Below are 23664 nucleotides of genomic sequence, written 5' to 3'. Positions count from 1 at the left end.
TTTAGTTATTCTGCCTGAACAGAATATGAATTTATCGGCAAACATATTTCAACGCTAAAGCCGATAATTTCATTGTTTGTCATTATATTGGCTACGGCTATGCTGCCATTGCAAGCCTCAGTGGCGCGTTTGGCAATACTTAAGCCTAAGCCTATGCCATTGTGGCTACTCTGTGCGCGAAAGAATGGCGTAAATAATTTAGATAAATGTTGTGGTGCCACGCCCGGCCCCTGGTCGAGCACCTGTAAACTCAGCTGCTGCTGATGTTGGCGTAAATAAACACTGACTTCGGAGTATGGCGGAGTATACTTCACAGCATTGCGGATCACGTTTTCTATCGCGCTGTAAAGCAGCGACGGGTCGCCTTTAATTAACGGCACATTTTCCAGATGCAGCCATAACGACTTGTTGCTGCTGTCTGCTTCCAGCCGCGCATCATCACAGACCGAGGCTACCAATTCTGCGAGGTTAATATCAATATGCTCGGCACTTACGGCTCCGCTTTCTAACCTAGAGAAGGTCAAAATTTCAGTGACCAGGGCATCAAGTTTGCTTGCCTCCTGCTCTATCTTCTCCATTGCCATACCTGAATAAGACGGTGATTGTGCTGCCAGCCCAGTCAGAATTTGCATTCTGGCCAACGGTGAGCGTAGCTCATGTGATACGTCATTTAGCAAGCGGCGCTGTGAGGCGATGGCTTCCGCCGCCTGGCCAGCCATCTGATTGAAATTACGGCTAAGGCTACCAAACTCATCCTGTCTTGTGGTTAGCCCGCTGCCCAGTTGGGTACGCCAGTTATCTGCGGCAAGTCCGGCCAGTGCTTGCTTTAGTTGCCGAACTGGGGCGACGATATGGCGCGCCAGTACCCAACTGAACAAAATACTGGCCGCCAGCAACACCGACAGATGCAGCACTGGCCTGCGCCAGAATGGTGGCAACGGATGTGTTGGTGCAACGGCTGCGGAGAAATCTGCGTTGCCTGCGGCGTTGATACTGTAAGCCGGTATTGATGGTTGGCTGAAAAAGCCTGCCCCAACCCGCAGCTTGTCCGGTGGCAACCAAGGGGGAGGACCACTCAAGGTAAAAGTCAGTCGCACTAACACAACTGCCATAAGCAAAGTGGCCCAGAATACGAGGAAAAAACGCCAAAACAATTTGTTCATGTAACTATGCTCCGGTGCCAAACGGATAGGTAAATTGATAGCCTTTACCGCGTACTGCAGTGATCCATTGTTGTCCTACTGGTGGTGTGCCCAATTTTTGTCTGATGTGGCTGATATGCACATCAATGCTGCGATCATAATTGCCCAAAGGCTTACCAAGCGCCTGCTGCGATAAATCCGCTTTACTGATTATGTAACCAGCGTGCTGTGCTAGCAGGTAAAAAATGCTGAATTCTGCACCGGTTAATTCAATCTTGTCGTGTTGCAACAGCACACTGCGGTTAACCGGCTTGATACGTAAAGCACCAAGCTGTAATTCAGTTTGGCTGCAGTTGTACTGCACCCGGCGCAATATGGCTTTAATACGGGCACTAAGCTCACGTGGTAAACAGGGTTTTGCGATGTAATCATCTGCACCCAGTTCAAGACCAATAACTTTATCCGGGCCTTCACCCCGCGCCGTTAACATGATCACCGGAATACTACTGAAGCGGCGCAACTGCTTTAACACCGAGATGCCATCTAACTGTGGCATCATTACATCCAGAATAACCAAATTAAACATCTGTTGCTGGCAGTGCTCTAAACCGGCAGCGCCATTATTGGCAATGGTAATGTGAAAACCATCTCGTTGCAGATACTCCGCCAGTAGGGCTGTAAGTTGAGTATCGTCGTCAATTAACAATAAATGCAGCACGGCTACCTCAGCGATGTCTTTAACGCAATAAGCTTAGTTTGTAGCTACTGCTACTATTAGTGTCAGGCTCTGCAACCAGCAAATAGTTGCTGCCGGCAACAAACTGTTGCAACTCAGACTCGGCCAACAGCATTTTGTTCTTGTTATCGTCGGTGTACAGCAGAAAAATAGTGTATTCGCCGTCTGGAATGCTTATTTCTTTTTGCGCACCACTGTTGATCGAAGTAATGTAATATTCTGTGGTATCAACAGTTTCGTTGGGGGGCACGAAGTACACACTAAGGGCGCTATAATCAAAAATGGTGTTAACCACATTAATATCGAAATCATAAATTTGTGGTGTATTACTTTCTTCAACAACCATAACAGCAGTTGCTGCGGCTGCATTTTGATATAACACCACCGCTTTGCTTTCCCCCTGGTTTAAGGTAAGTAGGCCATTGTTTAAAAACAATTGGCCTTGCTCATTGGTTGCTGATAAACGGTAGTCTTTTGCTGCTAATTCGACATAGTCTGACAAACTGTCTGCAGTCAGTGACATTACGGCTAAACCGCCATCCAGATAAATATCGCTGCGGCCGGCGCCGTCTACGCTGTTGTAAAGGCGAAACTGTGCCTGCGCAGTCCAGTCTGTAAGATTGCCAACGGTTGTGGTGTTATTAATAATATCTACAGCTATATTGCCTTCCAGCGGGCCGGAGGCTATACGTGGAACCAGCACATATTCAGTCAGGTGTTCAAAGTTATATTTGGATGATTGGAATATAATATCGCGACTGCCGGCTTCGGTGAGGTAAATAACGTAATTGCCGCGCTCAAACTCCAGCACAGAGCTGATTTGGCTGTAATTTAACGTTGCGGTCAGTGTGGCATCATCGAAGCCGGTATCTGAAGTGCTCAAGTAAACATCATAGCTGCTGTCGTCGGGTAACAAGCTAACTACATAAAGCTTAAAGCTGTCGCTCAGGCTGTCATCACGCAAAAACTGCAATGTCAGCAGTTCAGGATTATTGTAATCACCGGTTAAAAACAACAAGTGTTTATAGCTTTGGCGCAGGGTGATGCTGCTGTCCAAGATACTGATATCATCACCGTCACTGTTTAATCGGCTTAGAGAGATGCTGTAGCTGGCAGGGGTATAGCTGACTAACGACGTGGCGTCAGTATAGGTGGCGGAGCCGGCCAACACTGTACTGTCATCGCTGTCGGTAAGTAATAATCGGGTAGAGGTACTGTTGGCTGAACCGTTGTAAAGTTGGATATAGCTGCTGGTGTAAGTGGCTGACGTTTCATCAGAGCTGCTACTGCCACAACCGGTTAACATCATTAAACTTCCAAATGCTGATACAGTTAAAAAAATACGCATAACGCCTCATTAAGTAGATGATATAACGGGGCTAAGAATGCGTTAGCGGTGCTGCGGTTCAATAATTTACCCTGCTTTACTTTGCTTAACGTTACTTAACGTTAAGCCGCAAACAGTTGCTGCATAAGCTATATTCTTTAATCTTCATTGTCTTATTACTAACTGTTGCTATTTTTAGGGTACAGTTTAATTGCATTGTTAATGCAAGGAGCACGCTGCTATGCGTCGTAACACGCCGGTTACCAATACTGAACGGACGTTCTCGCCAGGGCAAAAGTTAATCTCTAATACCGACTTAAATGGCATTATCCGGCATTGTAATGATGCGTTTATCCAAATTAGCGGTTTTACCAAAGAGGAACTAGTTGGCCAGCCGCACAATATAGTGCGCCACCCGGATATGCCGCCTTTAGCCTATGAAATAATGTGGCAACATTTAAAAGCTGGCAAGCCCTGGATGGGGCTGGTAAAGAATCGCAGTAAAAATGGTGATTTTTACTGGGTAAATGCTTATATAACGCCGGTAACGGAAAGTGGCCGTGTTATTGGTTACGAATCGGTGCGAACGTGTCCGGCCAGGGAGGACATTAAGCGGGCAGAAAAGCTGTATGCTGCTATTAATAACGGCAAGTTTCGGAATCGGAATTTTCACCTTGGCGCTGCTAACATCTTACTGGCGGTTACTTTGCTGCTGGCTGCCGGTTTGTATTTTGGTGGCTTCAACGCGCTATCAGAGTTAGTCGTGGTACTGACTCTGATTAGTTATGTTGTATGGGCCAATATCAGTAAAAAGAACGCGTTAGATAGCGTCAAAATGTTGTTAGCTAATTCATTTTCGCATGAACTGGCAGTAAAAAGCTTTACTGATGATGCACCCGATGTCGGTGAGCTTAAAGTGGCGGTACTGAGCTCTAAAGTGCACCTTGGGGCAGTGCTAAGTCTGATGGAGGATGCAGCTAAAAGTGTGTCGAAGCAATCTGAGCTGGGCCTTGATATTGCACAGTCTTCAATGAAATTGATTGAACGCCAACAACGGGAAACAGAACAAGCTGCGACGGCCATGCATCAGATGACCACCACTATTGCAGAAGTATCAAAACACGTACAGGAAACCGCAGAGCGGGCTGAGCAATCGAATGAGTTAGCAGGACGTAGCAGGCAAACCGCAGCCGTAACCCGCAAAGCGATAGAAGAGTTGCGCCAAACAGTAACCGAAATCAGTAATTCTGTTACCGAAGTGTCTGAGCAAACTAAAAAAATTGCTATTGTGGCGCAAATGATCGAACAAATAGCTGAACAAACCAATTTACTGGCGCTAAACGCCGCCATCGAAGCGGCGCGTGCCGGTGAGCAAGGCAGGGGTTTCGCTGTTGTTGCCGATGAAGTGCGTAATCTGGCGCAGCGCACGCAAAATTCGACCAAAGAAATTCACCAGATAGTTAACGATCTGAGCAACAGAGCGGATACTGCTGTAAGGGTGGCTCAAAGCGGCACAGCCGGAGCAGAAGCCGGGCTGAGCAGAGTTAAAGAAACCGAAGAGATGTTAAACGGTATTTCCGATGCCGTTGGCAGTATTGCCAATATGTCTATTCAAATGGCGGCTGCTGTAGAGCAGCAGGCCAATGTGGCAGAAGAAGTTAACCAGCAGGTGGTGAACATTTCCGGCCTGACAAACGATAGTCTGACAGAAGCAGGCAATTCAGCTGACAGCATCATAAAATTGCAACAGGTATCGAAAGCGTTGCATGAGCTGGTTGTGCGTTTTGCCAGGTAATTCCTGCAATGGGTTATGTGAAATAAAAAGGCCAGCAAATGCTGGCCTGGTATTCAGCAGAACTTATCCGGGTTAAACCATGATATTAATGTTCTGTCCCAGGTTACCTACCGGGGCTGAGGATTGCATTTGCGCTGTAGACTGCACAGCACCTTGCAATAGCGTCATCGCCATTTTAGCTTCTTGATTTTGCTGTTTTTTTGCCATTACGGCGCCAAGAACTTCAAAACCTGGAGCTGATGACGCAGCACCAACGGACTGACTCATAGTTACCTCCTATGCCAATTCCTCATGACTGTAACGGCAAGGCAGGATGATACTTTAGGTATATTTTTATTTTTCTGCAAAAAAATGCCACCGGGTGCAGCCGGCAGCATTGAGGTTTACGGCATTAACTGCTCAAATAAAAGCCTAAGAAGCCTGTATCAAAGCGGTTTGCTGCGCTTTAATCTGGGAGTGTGATAACGCCGGCACTGGCAAATTATTGCCATTGATTGCCGGCTTTAAAGAGCGGACAGGCCGGGTAGGGCCCTTTTTAACTAAACCTTTAAACATAGGCTCTGGTTTAGTGACCATTTTACCCAGGCGGGCAGCGATAGCTGCCTGAATATCGGCAGCAGTGTAGCCGGCTTTTATTTTCATTCGCAGGTACGGCACGCCAGCCGCGTCTAGCGCACCGTTGACAAACCAGTCAGGTACGGCCTTGTGGCCATCTTTGCTGGTGTTATTCACCAAATCCAGCACAGCAACTATGCTGAAATCATTTGGGTCGCACAATACAAAATCGAGATACTTGGAATTTAACTTCAGCATAGCGCTGGCACGGGCTTTACCGCTAATGCCGTTTTTTAGCTCTATCACATCAGCCAGCTTCACCCGGTTTAAAATTTTATACTCCGTGGCAACGGCCTTTTCCAACAGCTGCATAAAGCTTCGCTCTACCGGGCTGAATAAGCTGGCTTTCCTCTGCAGTGGAAATGGGTTTCCCGTATCAATAAAGCGATGAGCAACCAGCGCAACCACCACTACCAACAGTAAAATTAATAACAGGACAAATTCCATGTATACCTCCGACAGAAAATTGACTCGGCGTCTGACACGCCACAACACTATGATTTTTAAAGCACAGGTTGTGCCAAAGTTGCAGAAATAATTTCGCTTTTATTATTTATGTTGTGAATGGCTGGAATTGTTTGCATTGATGTATTTTATAGTGAAAATGCGCTTATAGTTGTTAAGTATCCATTAGCTTAGCTTGCCGCTTTGGCGAGCCAAGAAATAGCAACAAAAGGACCCACATATGACAACCAGCATAAACCGTGCCGGCTTAAGCATTAATGCACCGCTAAATGCCGACTATGACACTATTCTGACTGAACAGGCCTGTGCCTTGCTAGTGGAGTTAACCAGAGAGTTTCGGCCACGGTTAAAAGCATTGTTGGCCGCACGGCAAACCACACAGCAGCGCTATGATGAGGGGGCCTTACCCGATTTTCTGCCGCAAACGGCCAATATCCGCCAATCTGACTGGCAGGTAGCGCCAATACCGGCAGACTTGCAGGACCGCCGTGTTGAAATTACCGGCCCGGTCGATCGCAAGATGATTATTAATGCGCTAAATGCTGATGTAAAAGTGTTTATGGCTGACTTTGAAGACTCGCAAGCCCCCAGTTGGGCGGGTGTTATTGAGGGGCAGATCAACCTGCGCGATGCTAACCTGGGCACCATCAGTTATACCGACCCACACAGCGGCAAGCATTATGCATTGCATGACAAGCCGGCATTGTTAATTGCGCGTGTGCGCGGTTTGCACCTGTGGGAAAAACACTTGTTAGTGGACGGTGAACAAATTCCCGGCGGGCTGCTGGATTTTGCGTTGTATTTCCTGCACAACTACCAAACCCGTTTAGCTAACGGCAGCGGCGTTTACTACTACGTGCCGAAATTACAGAGTCATTTGGAAGCTAAATGGTGGGATGATGTGTTTCGCTACACCGAGCATAAGTTCAGCCAACCGGTTGGCACAGTGCGCGCTACGGTATTAATTGAAACCCTGCCGGCGGTGTTCGAGATGGATGAAATCCTGTATATGTTGCGCGACCATATCGTCGCACTTAACTGCGGCCGTTGGGATTATATATTCAGCTATATTAAAACGTTAAATAATCATCCGGACCGCATACTGCCAGACAGGCAGGTGGTTAGTATGAAACAACCGTTTTTAAATGCCTACTCGCGTTTGCTGATAAAAACCTGCCACAGGCGCGGCGCGCTGGCAATGGGCGGCATGGCGGCTTTTATTCCGGCCAAAGATGCGGCAGAAAACGCCGCGATTCTGGCCAAAGTTACCGCAGATAAAGAACTGGAGGCCAGCAATGGCCACGACGGCACCTGGGTGGCGCATCCGGGCCTGGCTGCTACTGCCAATGCTGTATTTGCGAAATACTTACCCGGCCAACAGAAAAACCAGCTGGATGTCAGCCGTGCCGACGATGAGGAGATTACTGCTGCGCAGTTGCTTGAACCATGCGATGGCGAGCGCACGGAGCAAGGTATGCGCACCAATATCCGTGTCGCGTTGCAATATATTGCTGCCTGGATCAGTGGTAAAGGTTGTGTGCCGATCTACGGTTTGATGGAAGATGCTGCCACGGCGGAAATTTCGCGTACTTCTATCTGGCAGTGGATTAAGCACGGTAAAAGTTTAAGCAACGGCAAGCTGATTAGTAAAACCTTATTTGCTTCAATGTTAGAGGAAGAGGCAAAAGTGGTACGCTCAGAAGTAGGCGAAACACTGTGGGCAGAGCAAAACTTTGCCCGTGCGCAAACTTTGCTGCTCGATATCACGACCTCTGAGCAGCTGGTAGACTTCCTAACCCTGCCAGCCTATCAGTTGCTGGATTAACCCAGGCCAGTGCAACAACCGCAAGGCGCTGTATTACGGACAGCGCCTTTTTTATCGGCTACAGGTCAAGGATTGCAATAAATTATTGCGATTATTGCCGTAAAGTTACAGTTGTTATGCTTAGCCCTGCATATTAAGATACAAGCCATTCCAATCCTGTTAAATCACCTATTAAGTGGCATCAAGTTAGCCTGTCTTATTACAACAAGGAGTTTTTAATGCGTAAAACGCTGATCGCCGCTGCTGTTATAGCTGCCGGAGCCTTTGCCTATTACCAGCTAAGCGGTACCGATAGCAAAACGACCATACCTGAGCTGGATTATGTACCGGCAGATACGGTACTTTTTTCAGGTCAGTTTAAACCGGTTAATGTTGCTGATTACCTGAAAAGTATGGGGTTTGGCCCGCAGTACTATGCTAACCCTGAATTTGATCAGGCGTTACAAGAGCTTGTTGACAGCGCAGATAATGCGCCGCAGGTGAAATTTCTGGTGGCGTTGTTACGTGATTACCTGGCAATGCTAACGCCAGGGCAGGATTTTAGTGCGAAATCTGGCTTTAAAAATGAAATGCGCAATCTGATGTACATGGTCGGTATGTCGCCGGTACTGCGGATAGAAATATCTGATGCTGATGCCTTCTTTGCTATGTTTGACCGGGCAGAGCAAGACAGCGGTTTTGGCCATCAGCCAATCAGTGATGCCGATGTCAGTTACCGGCGCTATCGCTTTGAGCATGAAGCAATTAAGGTTGATTTGCTGGTCACGGTAAAAGATGGCTGGGCCACCCTGGCTGTTACTTCAGAAAGTTTAGCATCAGCCAATATTAGCCAGTTACTGGCGCTAGCTAAACCGGCCAAAAGCTTTAACTCTGAGCAGGTTCTACCCAAACTGGCGGAAAAATATCAACTGAGCCAGGATGCCATTGGTTTTGTTAGTTTTACTGAACTGGCGAAAAGCTTAACCTCTACTGAGGGGAACCGGCTGGCGCAGGATATCCACAGTGTATTTGCCGCTGAACTGGATGCCATTGCTGACTGGCGCAGTGCTGAGTGCCAACAAGATGTTGCCGCTATTACGCAGAACTGGCCGGGCATATTCTTTGATGGCCAGCTGGATTACAGTGGCAACAGCAACACCCAAATCAGCACTAATATGCTGCTGGCATCTGCGAGTAACACCGTGCTTGGTGCTCTGTCCAGTCTGCGCGGCTATTTACCCCCACATATGCAGAGCAATGCCAGCGTTACTCTGTTTCACCTTGGTCTGGGGCTGGATCCGGTGCAGCTGAGCTCTGCCGTTGGCAAAGTCTGGACAGAAATGACTGAGCCGGCCTACAGCTGCCAGCCATTGGCAGATATACAGCAGCAGCTGAAACAGTCTAACCCGGTGGCGATGCTGGCAATGGCTGGTATGGCTAATGGTGTGCAGGGCATGTCAATGACAATAAACAGCCTGACGCTGGATAGCAGTACTTTGCAACCGACGGCAGTAGATGCCATGTTGAGCGTGTCGGTAGCTAATGCCAGAAGTTTTATTGGCGGTCTGGCGGCGCTTAGTCCGGCGCTGGCTGATATTGAGCTGCCGCAAAGCGGCGAAGAGGCGGATCTGGCCCAGTTTATACCACAGGCAGCAATGTTGGGTGTTGCGGCGAAAGTTAAGCTGGCAGACGACCATGTACTGGTATACAGCGGCACCACCGCGAAGCAGCAGGCGGATGCAGTGGCGGCAAGCAAGCTGGAGAAAAACGGTTTGTTCAGCATGGGGCTCGATTACGCGGCGTTTTTCAATACGCTGGCACAAGCCATGGAAAGCTCCGGCCAGCCGGTGCCGGACAACTTCAAAGCATTGCAGGAAATGGACATGAAGCTGATGATGTCAGTTGATATTACTGAGCAGGGTATTCAAACGAAAACCCGGATGGAGGTCGGCTCAGCGGCGCAATAACGCTGCTAGCGGCCACCTGCGATAAAGCCCACCGTTGTTGTGGGCTGTTTTAATCCAGCTCAGCTGCGGTTTCCACAATCTGCCGGCGGAACCAGATATGGCTGGCATCCTGATGCAGCAACGGGCTCCAAATCATCTTCAGCTCAATCGACGGTATAGCAAATGGCGGGTCCATAATGGCCATGCTGGCATCGTTCTCATACAGCTTAGCGGCGCGACTGGGCAGGGTAGCAATAAGATCGATACCAACTGCCAAATGCATCGCCACATGATAGTTGCGGGTAAATACAGAAATGTTACGTTGCTTGCCCAGTTTAGCCAGTGCTTCATCTACCCAGCCTAACTTTTGCACGTCTTTTGGGTCCATGCCTACACCGACACCAAAACCAGTTTTACTGACCCAAATATGTTGTGCTTTTAAGTAACTATCTAAATTGAAGTTTTTTAATACCGGGTTTTGCGCGTTAATTAAGCAAGAGAAGCTGTCGCGCCATACAGTTTTCTGATGAAACGATTGCGGCAGCTGGTCAAAACGGTTAATCGCCATATCCACTTTGCCGTTTTCAACATCGTGAAAGGTTACATCAGATGGTGTCATAATATCCAGGCTGGTATGGGGAGCCAGAAGACGCATTTTTTTCAGTAACGCCGGTATTAAGGTAGACGCCGCATAATCGCTGGCCATAATGCGAAACACCCGCTGGCTGTTTAGCGGCTCAAAGTCTTTGTTTGGTTGTAGGGTTTCTTCCAGTGTTAATAATACGCCGCGTACCACTGGTGCCAGTTCGCGCGCGCGTTCGGTGGGTACCATACCGTCTGAGGTACGCACTAAGATCGGATCATTAAGCAAATCACGCAGCCGTTTTAGGCCATTGCTCATGGCCGGCTGGGTAATATTCAGCTGATTGGCGGCTCGGGTAACATTTTTCTCCCGCAGTAGCACGTCCAGGTACACCAGCAGGTTTAAATCCATCTTATTAATATTCATTAGTTAAATAGCCCAGCTTTTTTGTATCACTGATCTGAATCATAGCATTGGCTACCAGCGCAGCGTCAAGCCAACTTTGGTATTAATACCGTGAATGGCCAGCATCACAAAAATCACCTTTATGAATTACCAAAATGAAACCTATAGTGTAAGTCAACAGGTAACACATCAGCCTGGGAACAGTCAGCGTCCGGCAAGCCGGGCAACAGCAACAAGAGGATACTGCTATGTCAGCTTACCAAGATGCAATACAACAAATCGCACAGTTACGTCAGCAAAACGGTGAGGCCTGGGGTGCGATAAACCCGGAATCTGCCGCCAGAATGCGTGCGCAAAACCGCTTTCATACCGGACTGGATATTGCCAAGTACACCGCCAAAATTATGCGTGCTGATATGGCAGCCTATGATGCTGACAGCAGCCAATACACCCAGTCGTTAGGTTGCTGGCATGGTTTTGTTGGTCAGCAAAAACTGATCGCTATCAAAAAACATTTCGGTACTACTAAAAGAAAATACCTGTATTTGTCTGGCTGGATGATAGCGGCGCTGCGCTCTGAGTTTGGCCCGCTGCCGGACCAATCTATGCATGAAAAAACCGCGGTACCGGCGTTAATCGAAGAGCTGTATACCTTTTTAAAGCAAGCTGATGCCCGTGAGTTAGGTGGCTTGTTCCGTGAGCTGGATGCGGCTAAAGCCGCCGATGACAGCGCCAAAGCCGCTGCAGTTCAAAGCAAAATTGATAACTTTGAAACCCATGTCGTGCCGATTATTGCTGATATCGATGCGGGTTTTGGTAACGAAGAAGCTACCTATTTACTGGCGAAGAAGATGATTGAAGCCGGAGCCTGTGCTATTCAGATTGAAAACCAGGTGTCGGATGAAAAACAATGTGGTCACCAGGATGGCAAGGTTACCGTGCCACATGCTGACTTTTTGGCCAAGATTAACGCCGTACGCTATGCCTTTTTAGAGCTGGGTGTGGATGATGGCATAATAGTGGCCCGCACCGACTCCTTGGGAGCCGGCTTAACCAAACAAATTGCCGTTACCAACAAACCGGGCGATTTAGGTGATTTATACAACAGCTTTCTTGATGGCGATGTAATAAGCGGTGCAGACGATATAGCCAACGGCGACGTGGTGGTAAAAGCTAATGGAAAACTGTTAAAACCAAAACGTTTGGCCAGTGGTTTGTTCCAGTTTAAACAGGGCAGTGGGGTTGACCGTGTGGTGCTCGATTGTATTACCTCACTACAGAATGGCGCCGATTTATTGTGGATTGAAACTGAAAAACCGCATGTCGGCCAGATTGCTGAAATGGTAAACCGCATTCGCGAAGTTGTGCCTAATGCCAAGCTGGTATACAACAACAGCCCAAGCTTTAACTGGACCTTAAACTTCCGCCAGCAGGTATTTGATGCGTGGAAAACGGCCGGTAAAGACGTCACAGCATACGACCGAGCGATGTTAATGAGTGCCGATTACGATGCAACAGCGCTGGCGCTTGAAGCCGATAACCGTATTCGTACCTTCCAGGCTGATGCAGCGCGTGAGGCGGGGATCTTCCATCACTTGATCACCTTGCCTACCTATCACACTGCAGCATTGTCTACCGACAACCTGGCCAAAGAGTATTTTGGTGCAGCCGGTATGTTGGGTTATGTTGAAGGAGTGCAGCGCAAGGAAATTCGTCAGGGCATTGCCTGTGTGAAACACCAAAATATGTCAGGCTCAGATGTCGGTGATGACCATAAAGAATATTTTTCCGGTGAGGCCGCATTAAAAGCCGGTGGCGCACATAACACCATGAATCAGTTTTAAGTTAGTTTTGGTTTTACACTACGTGGTCAGGTAACTGACAGTTTGGGCAGCCTTTGGCTGCCCTTTTTTATGCCATTGTTCATAAAAAATTCATTGTTGCTCTATTTTTATTCAAATTATTTGTAATAGTTTAGTGGCGCTGTTTGCTATATGGCCAACAGTTATTTAGCGACGAATTATCAGAATGAGAAAAATAACAATGAAAAGAACAACGCTTTCACTGGCTTTGCTTACCTTTTTTACTGCAGCTGTTCAGGCTACTGTGCTTAATGGCGGCTTTGAGCAGTGGACCGGCAATAAGCCAGACAACTGGAGCTTGATTGATAGCGGTATTACGATTAGCCAATCAGGTAATATCAAATTAAGCGGTAACAGCGCAGCCGCCATTAGTGTCAATACCCCCGATCAGGCTACCACCGACTTTCGCCAGTTGGTTAGTGTTAGCGCCGGCCAGACCTATAACTTCAGCACAGCGGTATACCACACCGAGGGTGGTGTTCGCGCCAGGCTTTATGTCAATGGCTATCAGGGCTACTCCAACGAGAACCTGACCGGGCAGTGGCAGACGCTAAGCCACAGCTATACAGCTGCCAGTAGTGGTAGCATTGAAGTGGGGCTGCGCTTTTATGATGTTGCTGGCTTTGATGGCGCAGAGCTGGTGTATGTGGACCAGTTTGAACCGGCAACCACCCAGAGCCCACCACCGGCAGGCTGTGCCAACACTAACGCTGACTTTACACTGAGCACTGATAACTATGGCGCTGAAACCAGCTGGCAGTTGGTATCAAGCAACAGTGGCACGCTTTACAGCGGCAGTGGTTTAGCCAGCAGCAGCCAATACAGTGAACAGTGGTGTCTGGCAAACGGTGAATATACCTTCACTATTTTTGACAGCTATGGCGATGGTATCTGTTGCAGTTATGGCAATGGCAGCTATAGCCTGACACTGGGCGGGCAGCCGGTATTTAGCGGCGGCGCTTTTGCCAGCCAGCAAAGCCATAGTTTTACGCTGGGTATTAGTGGTGGTGATGACGGTGGCGGTGCTGATTTAGGCAGTTACTATGCCAGCGCTGCAGGCTTAACCGGCTACAGTCTGAAAACTGCACTGCATAACATTATTAAAAACCACATAGCACAAGGGTACAGTGCGATTTGGGGTTTTTATAATGTTTATGAGCTGGATAACTATTATGAAAATGACGGTTCCATTTTAGACATTTATTCTGAGAAGCCGTCAGCAAGCGACAGCTATGTGTATGCTGCTGGCAGCAATCAATGCGGTAGCTACAGTAAAGAAGGTGATTGTTACAACCGTGAACACAGTTTTCCGCGCAGTTGGTTTGGTGGTGCAGTAGAGCCGATGAACTCTGATATTCATCATATTTTTGCTACCGACGGTTTTGTCAACGCCAAGCGAAGCAGCTACCCCTATGGCGATGTAGGCAGCGCCAGCTTTACCTCAACTAATGGCAGCAAGCTTGGCAATGCCTTAGCTGGCACCGGGTACAGCGGCGTGGTATTTGAACCGATTGATGAGTTTAAAGGCGACATAGCGCGGGCGTACTTTTATATGGCGACACGTTATCAGGACCGGCTAACTGCCTGGCAAACTAACAGCACTGAAGCCAATGCAGCACTTAACGGTACCAGTACTCAGGTGTTTGAAAGCTGGTTGTTGCAGCTGTTAAAACAGTGGCATCAATTGGATCCGGTAAGCCAGAAAGAACGCGATCGCAATGACGCGGCGTATCAGTATCAGGGCAACCGTAACCCCTTTATTGACCATCCGCAGTTTGTTACAGCAATTTGGGGCAACTAAACCAGGGCGTTAACGAAAACGCCAGCATCCCGCTGGCGTTTTTTCAACCCATCAATGTATTTAATAGCGCTGTTTTACGTAATTAACGACTTCCTGATATTTATCCTGCATTTGCCGGATATACTCACTAATAACCGACCAATCGCTTTCTTCGGCGGCTTTTTCCAGCTTCGTTGCTTGCTCGGCCAGACTGATAGCACCAATACTCTTAGCAACAGATTTAAGCTGATGAGCCACAGAGCGCACCGTGCTGCGTTCCTGGTTTTGTAGATGAGCTTGCAGTGATAACAATAGCTTTGCAGCATGTTTGACAAAGTAATTGAGATGTTCTTCGTGTTTTGCTGGATCATTGCCTAAATAGTTAGCAATAGTCGTAAAGCAGATCGGCGAGCTGTTTTGCGAAATATCAGCGCTGTTGGTTAAGAGTTTACTGTTAGTTGCCCCCAGCGGCAGCCAGCGCGACAACATACTTTCCAGCACTGCTAATTCAATCGGTTTGGTTATATAGCCATCCATGCCTATGCTAAGGCATTTTTGCTCCTCACCTTTGAGAGCGTTTGCGGTAACGGCAACAATGCGGGTAAACGGCATGCCCTCAGCACTGTGCAGACTTTCCTTGCGGATAGCATTGGCCAGATCATAACCGCTCATGTTCGGCATATGTAAATCGGTCAGGATTAATGGATAATGGAAACGACGCCACTTTTCCAGTGCAATAGCACCGTCATCTGCCACTTCTACCGCGTAGCCAAGCGCATTGAGCTGGTCAACGATCACACGCTGGTTCATCAGGTTGTCTTCGGCTAACAGCACCAACTTGCCATCTTTACGTGCCTGTTGAATTGACGGTGCCGCAGCTATCGGAGATTTTTCACCGGCATAAATCGGTTTTGCTTTACGTTTTGCTGCAATGAGAACCGCATCATATAAGTGGCTACGGCAAATAGGTGAGCTGTGCAGGTAATAGATGCGGTCACTGCTTTGTTCTGTCAGTTCTACCTGGTTGGTGATGACAACAAACTGCACTTGATTCATCGTTGGCAACTGCAAGAGTTGGGTAATTTCAGCGGCCGAAATTTGCTCATAGGTGGCATCTAATACCCAAACTGCAGCCTGTTTCGGCGGTAAGGGTTGCATTGAGTTGGCTCTTTTGAGCAGGGCTTCAAAGCTGTTTGTAATGTCCAGATCGGCGCCGGTATAGCTAAAATAGGCCTGCAGGTGGCTTTGATTGTGTACGTCCGTGGTAAACAGGCAAAGGTGAACGTCATGTAATAGTTCTTTGTCCAGATACGTTATTTCGTCTGAGCGGCGCATTGGAATACGAACGCTGAACTCAGTGCCTTTGTCGACCTGGCTACTGACATTAATATCGCCATACATCAGAGTGGTTAAACGCTGACAGATCGATAAACCCAGTCCGGTGCCGCCAAATTTTCGGGTAATAGAGCCTTCAGCTTGATTAAATGGCTGAAATACATAGCTTATTTGGCGTTGTGTCATGCCTTTGCCGTTGTCGGTAATACTGAACTGGATTTGGCTGAAATCCATGTTTTCTTCCAACTGCTCTGCTTTTATCAGCACAAGCCCGGTTTTTTCTGGTGTGGTTTGAGTGAATTTAATGGCATTACCGGCCAAGTTATACAAAATTTGTCGCAAACGTACCGGGTCGCCAACCAGACCATCAGGGATGCGTGGGTCGATAAACAATTTAAGATCAATTTGGCGCTGATAAGCAACGGAAACCAAGATGCGGCCAACGGCTTCAATAATATCTACCAGAGACAGCGGAATCGTTTCCAGCTCAAGTTTGCCAGCCTCTATTTTTGAGAAGTCGAGAATATCATCTAGGATACGCAGTAACGAGAACGATGACTCGCGAATAGTATCTGTCATGCGAAACTGCGAGGTTGATAACTGGGTTTTGCGTAATAAGTCGATAGTACCAATAATGCCGTTCATCGGCGTGCGAATTTCATGGCTCATGGTGGCTAAAAAGGTTGATTTTGCCTCATTGGCCTTTTCTGCCGTCAGCTTAGCGGTTTCCAGCGCGTCTGTACGCTCTTTTATCCGGGCATCTACTTCCTGTTTCAGCGTTTTTATATTTTGCTCAGACTCCAGCAATGCCTGATGAGACTGTTCGATTTTACGAAAAAGCTGATTAACATGGCTGCCAAGCACACCGTAACTGTCGCTGCTATTGCTCTCCAGGCTGGTATTAAACTGCTGCTTGCTCAATGCGTGGCTGGTGCCTTGCAGCAAAGGTTTTAACCTGCGGCTAAAAAAGCCTGATATGGCACTGGCGAAAAAACCACTTAACAGCAAACCTAATAACAAACTGATAGCAAAAACGGCGCCATAGGGCCACATAGCTTTAATCTCCAGCTGTTGCACCTGGATAAGTAATGCTTTGCGTTCTGCTGGCAAATTAATTATCTGCTGTACCACCAGAAAGCCACCATCAAGCTTGCTTTGGTCCTGCCAGGTCGGTTGCGGCACGTAACCCTGTACGCTTTGCGTATTGGCAACCAGTTCTGCACTTTGCCGATCAGCCTGACGATACAAGTACATCGCACGTGATATATCACCATTGCGGGCTTGGGCCAGCATTTGTTCGGCGGCAGCAAAATCATTTGCTGCCACCAGCGGTTGCACCACCCGGGTCAGTAGTTTGCTGTCGGCGTCTAGCCGGTCGAGTTTCTTTTCGGCAAATGCCGGGTCGGGCTGCTGCAACAGCATAAACAGTGACGCCTGAACTAATAAGATAAGGAGCGACAGTAATGCCAGGCGCTTAAAAATCGGTTTACTAAAGGAGGTATTTTCCATTCGCGTTCCAATACTTTACTGCAAGCGGGGCAGTGTGATTGTTATTTTGGCTATTGTAACAACTTTTTATGCTTTACGCAGTTTGCTTGTGTGCATAAGTTATCGACGTTTTTTCAAGCGTTAAGCTGTTAATTTCAGCAGTTTGCTTAGTTAATAGGCTAACGCGCTATGGCTTTTAAAATATCTGTTGACTTAATATCACAAAATCCGTTTAATACGACCCGCGTTGCCCAGATAGCTCAGTCGGTAGAGCAGCGGATTGAAAATCCGCGTGTCGGTGGTTCGATTCCGCCTCTGGGCACCACTAGTTTAAAAGCTAAGTTGTTGCAAAGTAACAGATATAAACGACTTAAGCTACAGTATAGGCGCCGCTTTAGCTCAGTTGGTAGAGCAACTGACTTGTAATCAGTAGGTCATCCGTTCGACTCGGATAAGCGGCACCATTTATACAGCAGTTTTGCCCAGATAGCTCAGTCGGTAGAGCAGCGGATTGAAAATCCGCGTGTCGGTGGTTCGATTCCGCCTCTGGGCACCATAAAAAGCAAAAAGCCCGTCTTATGACGGGCTTTTTGCTTTTTAGCACTATAGCTTTTGCTTTGATTTCAGTTCAACAGCACAGAAAAACCGTTGACCTGAAATAGGCAAAGGCTGGCTTCTTTGTTAAGCTCGCAGGCGTTATAACAACAAGAAACAGGGAGTCCCCGTAGATGAAACATGTATTAAGTATACTGGCAGTATCTTTGCTTGCCGCTTGCGGCGGTGAGCCAAAAAGCACTGCAGCCAGCGATAGCGCTAAGGTGAGTATGACAGAATCGGTGAAACAGCAGTTAGTTTACCCGCAAACAGTAAAAAGTGACGTCGTTGACACCTATTTTGGTACTCAGGTAGCCGATCCTTACCGTTGGCTGGAAGATGACCGCAGCAGCGAGACAGAGGCTTGGGTAAAAGCGCAAAATAAAACCACTTTCGATTACCTTGCCCAAATCCCATACCGCGACGCAATTCGGGATAAGTTACAGCAGTCATGGAATTTTGAACGCGTTGGCGCGCCGTTTAAAGAAGGTAAATACCAGTATTTTTACCGTAATGATGGTTTGCAGAATCAATTTGTGTTGTATCGTCTAAATGCCGATGGCAGCTCTGAAGTGTTCTTAGATCCTAACACCTTCAGCAGCGATGGCACGACGTCGATGGCGGATATCAGTTTCTCACGTGACGGTAGTCTGGCGGCTTATGCTATTTCAGAAGGCGGCAGTGACTGGCGTAAAATTATTGTTATTGACGTAGAGACGAAACAGCAAATCGGCGACACCTTAATTGATGTCAAATTCAGTGGCATCAGTTGGGTAGGCAATGAAGGTTTCTTTTACTCCAGCTACGACAAGCCTGATGGCAGTGAATTGTCAGCAATGACGGATCAGCACAAGCTGTATTACCACAAGTTGGGTACACCACAAGCTGATGATAACGTCATTTTTGGTGCAGCCGCAGACGAAAAACACCGTTATGTTGGCGCCACTGTGACAGAAGATGATCGCTACCTGCTGGTATCTGCAGCGGTATCGACTTCAGGCAACAAGCTGTTTATAAAAGATTTAACTAAAGCTGACGCCAACTTTGTAACTGTAGTGGCCGATACCACCTCGGATGTTGACTTACTCGACTCTGTTGGTGACAAGCTAATGTTTATCACTAACCGTGATGCGCCTAATCGCAAGGTGGTTGTTGCCGATGCGGCTAAACCGCAACCAGAGCACTGGCAAACGCTAATTGCTGAAACGACTAATGTATTGCGTGCCTCAACTGGTGCCGGCTATGTGTTTGCAAATTACATCGTTGATGCTGTTGCTAAGGTAAAACAGTTTGATTACGACGGCAAACTGGTGCGTGAAATCGCCTTACCCGGCGTGGGCAGCGTAGGTGGCTTCCGTGGTAAAAAAGATGACGCTGAGCTTTATTTTAGTTTTGCCAATTACACCACGCCAAGCAGCATTTATAAGTTTGCACCGCAATCCGGTGACTCCAGCTTATTTAATCAGCCGAAAACGCAATTTGACCCGGCAGCTTATACTTCCGAGCAGGTCTTTTATACGTCAAAAGACGGCACTAAAGTCCCAATGATCATTAGCTACCGCAAAGATGTAAAGCGTGATGGCAGTAATCCAACCGTGCTCTATGGTTATGGCGGCTTCAATGTCAGCCTGACACCGTCATTTAGCGTATCTAACGCAGTATGGATGGATATGGGCGGGGTTTATGCTGTAGCCAATATCCGTGGTGGTGGCGAATATGGCAAAACCTGGCACGAAGGCGGCACGCAATTAAACAAACAAAATGTGTTTGATGATTTTATTTCCGCAGCAGAGTATCTGCAAAAACAAGGCTACACCTCTAAAGATAAGCTGGCTATTCGCGGCGGCTCTAATGGCGGTTTATTAGTAGGTGCGGTAATGACACAACGCCCAGAGCTGTTTAAAGTGGCTATTCCGGCGGTTGGTGTGTTGGATATGCTGCGTTACCATACCTTTACTGCCGGTGCCGGTTGGGCCTTTGATTATGGCACCAGTGAGCAAAGTGCCGACATGTTTAACTACTTACTGGGTTATTCGCCAGTGCACAATGTTAAGCAAGGCGTAACGCACCCGGCAACGATGATTACTACAGCGGATCACGATGATCGTGTGGTGCCGGCGCACTCGTTTAAGTTTGCTGCCGAGTTGCAAGCTAAAGACAGTGGCGTGAATCCGCAACTTATCCGTATAGACGTTAAAGCCGGACACGGTGCCGGTATGCCAGTATCTATGCAAATAGACCAGGCTGCGGACGTATTTAGCTTTACCCTGTATAACATGGGTTACAAGCAATTACCCCGATAGTTAAGTAAAACCGTGTGAACTAAAACAAAACCCGCTGTAATGGCGGGTTTTTTGTGATCTGTACTACTGATTTTCACTTCGCAGTTGTAAAGCCTTAGCCTTCGATTTAAACTGCGTGCCCTTTTTAAAAATGTTGTCGGTTACAGCGTTAACGGACACGCTAGTGTTAAGCTGGGCGTATTGGCAACCACTTTAATAAATATTTCAGGAGCAGGACTATGGCAAAGAAGGCAGTGATCCTGGTATTGGATAGTTTTGGTATAGGCTATGCGCCTGATGCAGCTAAATTTGGCGATGTTGGTGCTAACACCTTTGCCAGTATTGCCAGCGCGTTTCATGCCGCCAAAGGCCGCCAGTTAGCCTTGCCCAATTTGGCCACTCTTGGGCTGGTAGAGGCTGCAAAGGCGGCCTCTAAAGGCATACAGGCTGATATTAAACCTGCAAACACTATTATCGGCGCCTACGGTTATGCCAGCGAGCTGAGTAGTGGCAAAGACACCCCCAGCGGCCACTGGGAAATTGCCGGTGTACCTGTCTTGTTTGACTGGGGCTATTTTCACAACAAAACTGATAGTTTTCCGCCAGAGCTGATAGATGAGCTATGCCAGCGCACTGGAGTGCCTGGCATTTTGGGCAACTGCCATGCATCGGGTACCGATATTCTGGTTAAGTTGGGCGACGAGCATATCAGCAGTGGCAAACCGATTTGCTACACCTCGGCCGATAGCGTGTTCCAGGTAGCGGCGCACGAAGCACATTTTGGCTTGCAGAAGCTATTGGATTTTTGTCTGGTGGCCCGCGAGTTGCTGGATAAATATAACATTGGCCGCGTTATTGCCAGGCCTTTTCTGGGCGATAGTCCGCAAAATTATGCCCGCACCGGTAATCGCCGTGATTACTCTGTATTGCCACCAGCACCCACTGTGCTGGATAAATTAACCACTGCGGGTGGCAAGGTAATAAGCATTGGTAAAATTGCTGATATCTATGCTCATCAGGGTATTAGTGAAAGTTTAAAAGCCACCGGGTTGGAACAGCTGATTGACAAAACGCTGGCCCAGATGGCTACGCAAGCGGATAACAGCCTTATTTTTACTAATCTGGTCGATTTTGACCAAAATTTCGGTCATCGCCGCGATGCTGTTGGCTATGGCGAAGCACTTGAGTATTTTGATCAGCGCCTGCCTGAGCTTATAGATGCCTGTGGTGATGATTGCTTACTAATATTGACGGCAGACCACGGCTGCGATCCAACCTGGCCTGGCACTGAACATACCCGCGAATATATTCCGGTGCTGGTTTACAAAGCAGGGCTGGGTGATGTTGCGTTGGGCGAGCGCGGCAGTTTTGCTGATATAGGCCAGACACTGGCAGATTATTTTACGCTGGATGCGATGGCATACGGCGACTCCTTTATCACTAAAATTAACTAAGAGATTATTTATGGCTACTCCGCATATTAATGCGCCAGAGGGCGCTTTTGCAGAAACAGTATTAATGCCTGGTGACCCACTGCGGGCCAAACACATTGCTGAAACTTTTTTAACCGATGCGGTTTGTGTAAACACGGTGCGCAATATGTTTGGCTACACCGGGACCTACAATGGTAAGCCGGTTAGCGTTTTAGGCTCAGGTATGGGGGTACCTTCGATGTCTATTTATGCAACTGAACTGGTTAAGTTTTATGGCGTAAAAAATATTATCCGTATTGGCTCATGTGGCGGCCTGCCATTAGATGTAAAAGTGCGTGATGTCGTTATTGGTATGGGCGCAAGTACTGATTCTAACGTTAACCGTAACCGCCTTGGCGGGATGGATTTTGCCGCTATCGCCAGTTTTGAACTGCTGGAAAAAGCGGTGGCAGCAGCCCGGGCGAAAAACATCAATGTTAAAGTGGGTAATGTGTTTACCTCAGACTTGTTTTACAACCCCAGCGAAACCCTGTTCGATACGTTAGAAAAATACGGTGTTCTGGCCGTGGAAATGGAAGCTGCTGGCTTATACGGTGTTGCTGCCGAATACGGCATCAATGCTTTGGCTATTTTTACGGTAAGCGATCATATTCGTACCGGCGAAGCGTTAAGTGCCGAGCTGCGCCAGAACAGCTTTAATGAAATGGTTGAAGTAGCACTGGGCTGCTTATAACTGCCGTTTAACCGAGCACAGGACGGAAATATGTCGTTATCAACCAATAAAATGTTTTATGTATCATGGGAAGCGTTTCACCGTGCTACCAAAGAGCTGGCGCATCAGCTGGTGGGCCATGATTTTAATGCTATAGTGGCTGTAAGTCGTGGTGGCCTGGTGCCGGCGGCGATACTGGCACGTGAGCTGAATATCCGTGTGGTAGACAGCATCTGTGTTGCCAGCTATGAGCATGATAAACAAGGTAGCCTGAGCATTTTAAAGGACGCCTGCCTTGCCGATTCTGAACAGCTACTGATTGTCGACGATCTGGTAGACACCGGTGAAACTGCCAGAGCACTGCGTGAGCATTTCCCTAAAGCTTGTTTTGTCACGGTGTATGCCAAACCGCAGGGCAAGCCATTGGTTGACCATTATGTCACTGATATTGAACAAGATACCTGGATCCAGCTACCATGGGATATGGAGCTTGCCTACAGCAAGCCGTTGGTTGAGAAATAATAATGACAGCAATACAACAATTAACACTGAACTTGCCTGCATGGATTAACGACGTAGTTGACTGGCAAAAAGTGTATCAAAGCGACAATGACAAAATGGCTTTAGCGGTGGAGTTGTCAAAACAAAACGTATTGCGCGGCACTGGTGGTCCGTTTGGCAGTGCAATTTTTGATTGCGATAGCGGTAAGTTGGTGAGTGTTGGCGTAAACCGGGTAGTGCCACTGCACAACTCTACCGCGCATGGTGAGATGATGGCGATAATGCTGGCAGAGCAAAGTGTCCAGAGTTTTAGTTTGTCAGCCGATGGTGTTAAGCGCGAGCTGTTTACCTCATGCGAGCCTTGTGCTATGTGCTTAGGCGGCACCTTATGGAGCGGCGTTAAGCGCTTGGTGTGTGCCGCTACGGCAGAAGACGCCCGTGCCATAGGTTTTGATGAAGGCCCGGTATACGACAGCAGCTATGAGTATCTTACCAATGCCGGCGTTGAAGTCGTGCGGCTGGTACAACGAGATGCAGCGAACAGCGTACTACAAAACTACGTTAGTGGCGGCGGTGCTATTTACAACGGTTAAACGAAAAGCTGTATCAGACTTGCTGATACAGCTTTTTTGCCACATACAACTCTTCTACTTTTTGCCGTGCCCAAGGCGTTTTGCGCAAAAATTTCAGGCTGCTTTTTACCGATGGATCTGATTTAAAGCAGTTGATATCTATCTGCTGTGCCAGAGCTGGCCAGCCAAAATGATCGACCAACGCGGTGACGATTTGCTCAAGCGTCACGCCGTGCAGTGGGTTGTTTAGTTGAGACATATTATAAGTCCTCTGTGAAAGACGCTAA

At 47.8% G+C, this 23664-nt stretch carries 18 protein-coding genes and 3 tRNA genes; 13 read left to right on the top strand and 8 right to left on the bottom strand.

The window, feature by feature from the left end:
• Positions 1-5: 5 nt before the first annotated feature.
• Genes ACYVIC_RS19340 through ACYVIC_RS19330 form a run of 3 tightly spaced genes read right to left on the bottom strand, consistent with a single transcriptional unit; the run spans position 6 to position 3226 of the window.
• Positions 6-1163 (bottom strand): sensor histidine kinase, encoded by a 1158-nt coding sequence (locus ACYVIC_RS19340; protein ID WP_460862567.1) that lies wholly within the window; start codon positions 1161-1163, stop codon positions 6-8.
• Positions 1164-1167: 4 nt separating this feature from the next.
• Positions 1168-1860, bottom strand: coding sequence for a response regulator (locus ACYVIC_RS19335; protein WP_460862564.1), 693 nt, complete (start codon positions 1858-1860; stop codon positions 1168-1170).
• A 19-nt stretch (positions 1861-1879) separates the two neighbouring features.
• The gene (locus ACYVIC_RS19330; RefSeq protein WP_460862563.1) at positions 1880-3226 is read right to left on the bottom strand and encodes a DUF4397 domain-containing protein; all 1347 of its coding nucleotides are present in this window, start codon (positions 3224-3226) and stop codon (positions 1880-1882) included.
• A gap of 220 nt (positions 3227-3446) precedes the next feature.
• On the opposite strand from ACYVIC_RS19330, the gene ACYVIC_RS19325 reads away from it, so the two are divergent.
• On the top strand, positions 3447-5000 hold the full coding sequence (locus ACYVIC_RS19325; protein ID WP_460862561.1) for a methyl-accepting chemotaxis protein: 1554 nt from the start codon (positions 3447-3449) through the stop codon (positions 4998-5000).
• 72 nt (positions 5001-5072) lie between these two features.
• Here the strand turns inward: ACYVIC_RS19325 and ACYVIC_RS19320 are convergent, their stop codons facing one another.
• A complete protein-coding gene (locus ACYVIC_RS19320; RefSeq protein WP_460862560.1) occupies positions 5073-5267 on the bottom strand; it encodes a hypothetical protein in 195 nt (64 codons plus the stop codon).
• Positions 5268-5411: 144 nt separating this feature from the next.
• Complete coding sequence (locus tag ACYVIC_RS19315; protein WP_460862558.1) at positions 5412-6062, bottom strand: DUF2726 domain-containing protein; 651 nt, start codon at positions 6060-6062, stop codon at positions 5412-5414.
• A gap of 238 nt (positions 6063-6300) precedes the next feature.
• On the opposite strand from ACYVIC_RS19315, the gene aceB reads away from it, so the two are divergent.
• Positions 6301-7905 (top strand): malate synthase A, encoded by a 1605-nt coding sequence (gene aceB, locus ACYVIC_RS19310; protein WP_460862557.1) that lies wholly within the window; start codon positions 6301-6303, stop codon positions 7903-7905.
• A 218-nt stretch (positions 7906-8123) separates the two neighbouring features.
• On the top strand, positions 8124-9851 hold the full coding sequence (locus ACYVIC_RS19305; RefSeq protein WP_460862556.1) for a hypothetical protein: 1728 nt from the start codon (positions 8124-8126) through the stop codon (positions 9849-9851).
• Positions 9852-9900: 49 nt separating this feature from the next.
• On the opposite strand, the gene ACYVIC_RS19300 is transcribed toward ACYVIC_RS19305, so the two are convergent.
• Entirely contained in the window at positions 9901-10839 is a 939-nt protein-coding gene (locus ACYVIC_RS19300) for a LysR family transcriptional regulator (protein WP_460862554.1), read from the bottom strand.
• A gap of 227 nt (positions 10840-11066) precedes the next feature.
• On the opposite strand from ACYVIC_RS19300, the gene ACYVIC_RS19295 reads away from it, so the two are divergent.
• Both ACYVIC_RS19295 and ACYVIC_RS19290 read left to right on the top strand, forming a co-directional pair.
• Positions 11067-12662, top strand: coding sequence for an isocitrate lyase (locus ACYVIC_RS19295; protein WP_460862553.1), 1596 nt, complete (start codon positions 11067-11069; stop codon positions 12660-12662).
• Positions 12663-12861: 199 nt separating this feature from the next.
• Positions 12862-14481 carry an HNH endonuclease signature motif containing protein gene (locus tag ACYVIC_RS19290; RefSeq protein WP_460862551.1) on the top strand — a complete coding sequence of 540 codons (1620 nt, stop codon included), beginning with the start codon at positions 12862-12864 and terminating at the stop codon, positions 14479-14481.
• A gap of 60 nt (positions 14482-14541) precedes the next feature.
• Here the strand turns inward: ACYVIC_RS19290 and ACYVIC_RS19285 are convergent, their stop codons facing one another.
• Positions 14542-17304, bottom strand: coding sequence for a hybrid sensor histidine kinase/response regulator (locus ACYVIC_RS19285; RefSeq protein ID WP_460862549.1), 2763 nt, complete (start codon positions 17302-17304; stop codon positions 14542-14544).
• A 228-nt stretch (positions 17305-17532) separates the two neighbouring features.
• Between ACYVIC_RS19285 and ACYVIC_RS19280 the strand changes: the two genes are divergently transcribed.
• The 8 genes from ACYVIC_RS19280 (at position 17533) to ACYVIC_RS19245 (ending at position 23398) form a co-directional block, all read left to right on the top strand.
• A tRNA-Phe gene (locus ACYVIC_RS19280) sits at positions 17533-17608 on the top strand.
• A 63-nt stretch (positions 17609-17671) separates the two neighbouring features.
• A tRNA-Thr gene (locus ACYVIC_RS19275) sits at positions 17672-17747 on the top strand.
• 16 nt (positions 17748-17763) lie between these two features.
• Positions 17764-17839 (top strand) — tRNA-Phe (locus tag ACYVIC_RS19270).
• Between the two features lie 172 nt (positions 17840-18011).
• On the top strand, positions 18012-20180 hold the full coding sequence (locus ACYVIC_RS19265) for a prolyl oligopeptidase family serine peptidase (protein ID WP_460862548.1): 2169 nt from the start codon (positions 18012-18014) through the stop codon (positions 20178-20180).
• Between the two features lie 218 nt (positions 20181-20398).
• The gene (locus ACYVIC_RS19260; RefSeq protein WP_460862546.1) at positions 20399-21613 is read left to right on the top strand and encodes a phosphopentomutase; all 1215 of its coding nucleotides are present in this window, start codon (positions 20399-20401) and stop codon (positions 21611-21613) included.
• A gap of 10 nt (positions 21614-21623) precedes the next feature.
• Positions 21624-22325, top strand: a complete 702-nt coding sequence (deoD, locus tag ACYVIC_RS19255; protein WP_460862544.1) for a purine-nucleoside phosphorylase — start codon at positions 21624-21626, stop codon at positions 22323-22325.
• Between the two features lie 30 nt (positions 22326-22355).
• Positions 22356-22826 (top strand): xanthine phosphoribosyltransferase, encoded by a 471-nt coding sequence (gene gpt / locus ACYVIC_RS19250; RefSeq protein ID WP_460862542.1) that lies wholly within the window; start codon positions 22356-22358, stop codon positions 22824-22826.
• 2 nt (positions 22827-22828) lie between these two features.
• Positions 22829-23398, top strand: a complete 570-nt coding sequence (locus tag ACYVIC_RS19245) for a nucleoside deaminase (RefSeq protein ID WP_460862540.1) — start codon at positions 22829-22831, stop codon at positions 23396-23398.
• A gap of 13 nt (positions 23399-23411) precedes the next feature.
• Here ACYVIC_RS19245 and ACYVIC_RS19240 read toward each other — a convergent pair whose 3' ends face one another.
• Complete coding sequence (locus tag ACYVIC_RS19240; protein ID WP_460862539.1) at positions 23412-23636, bottom strand: VF530 family protein; 225 nt, start codon at positions 23634-23636, stop codon at positions 23412-23414.
• Positions 23637-23664 lie beyond the last annotated feature (28 nt).

It is taken from the genome of Rheinheimera gaetbuli, assembly GCF_054781935.1.
This window is presented reverse-complemented; position numbering and strand designations above follow the sequence as displayed.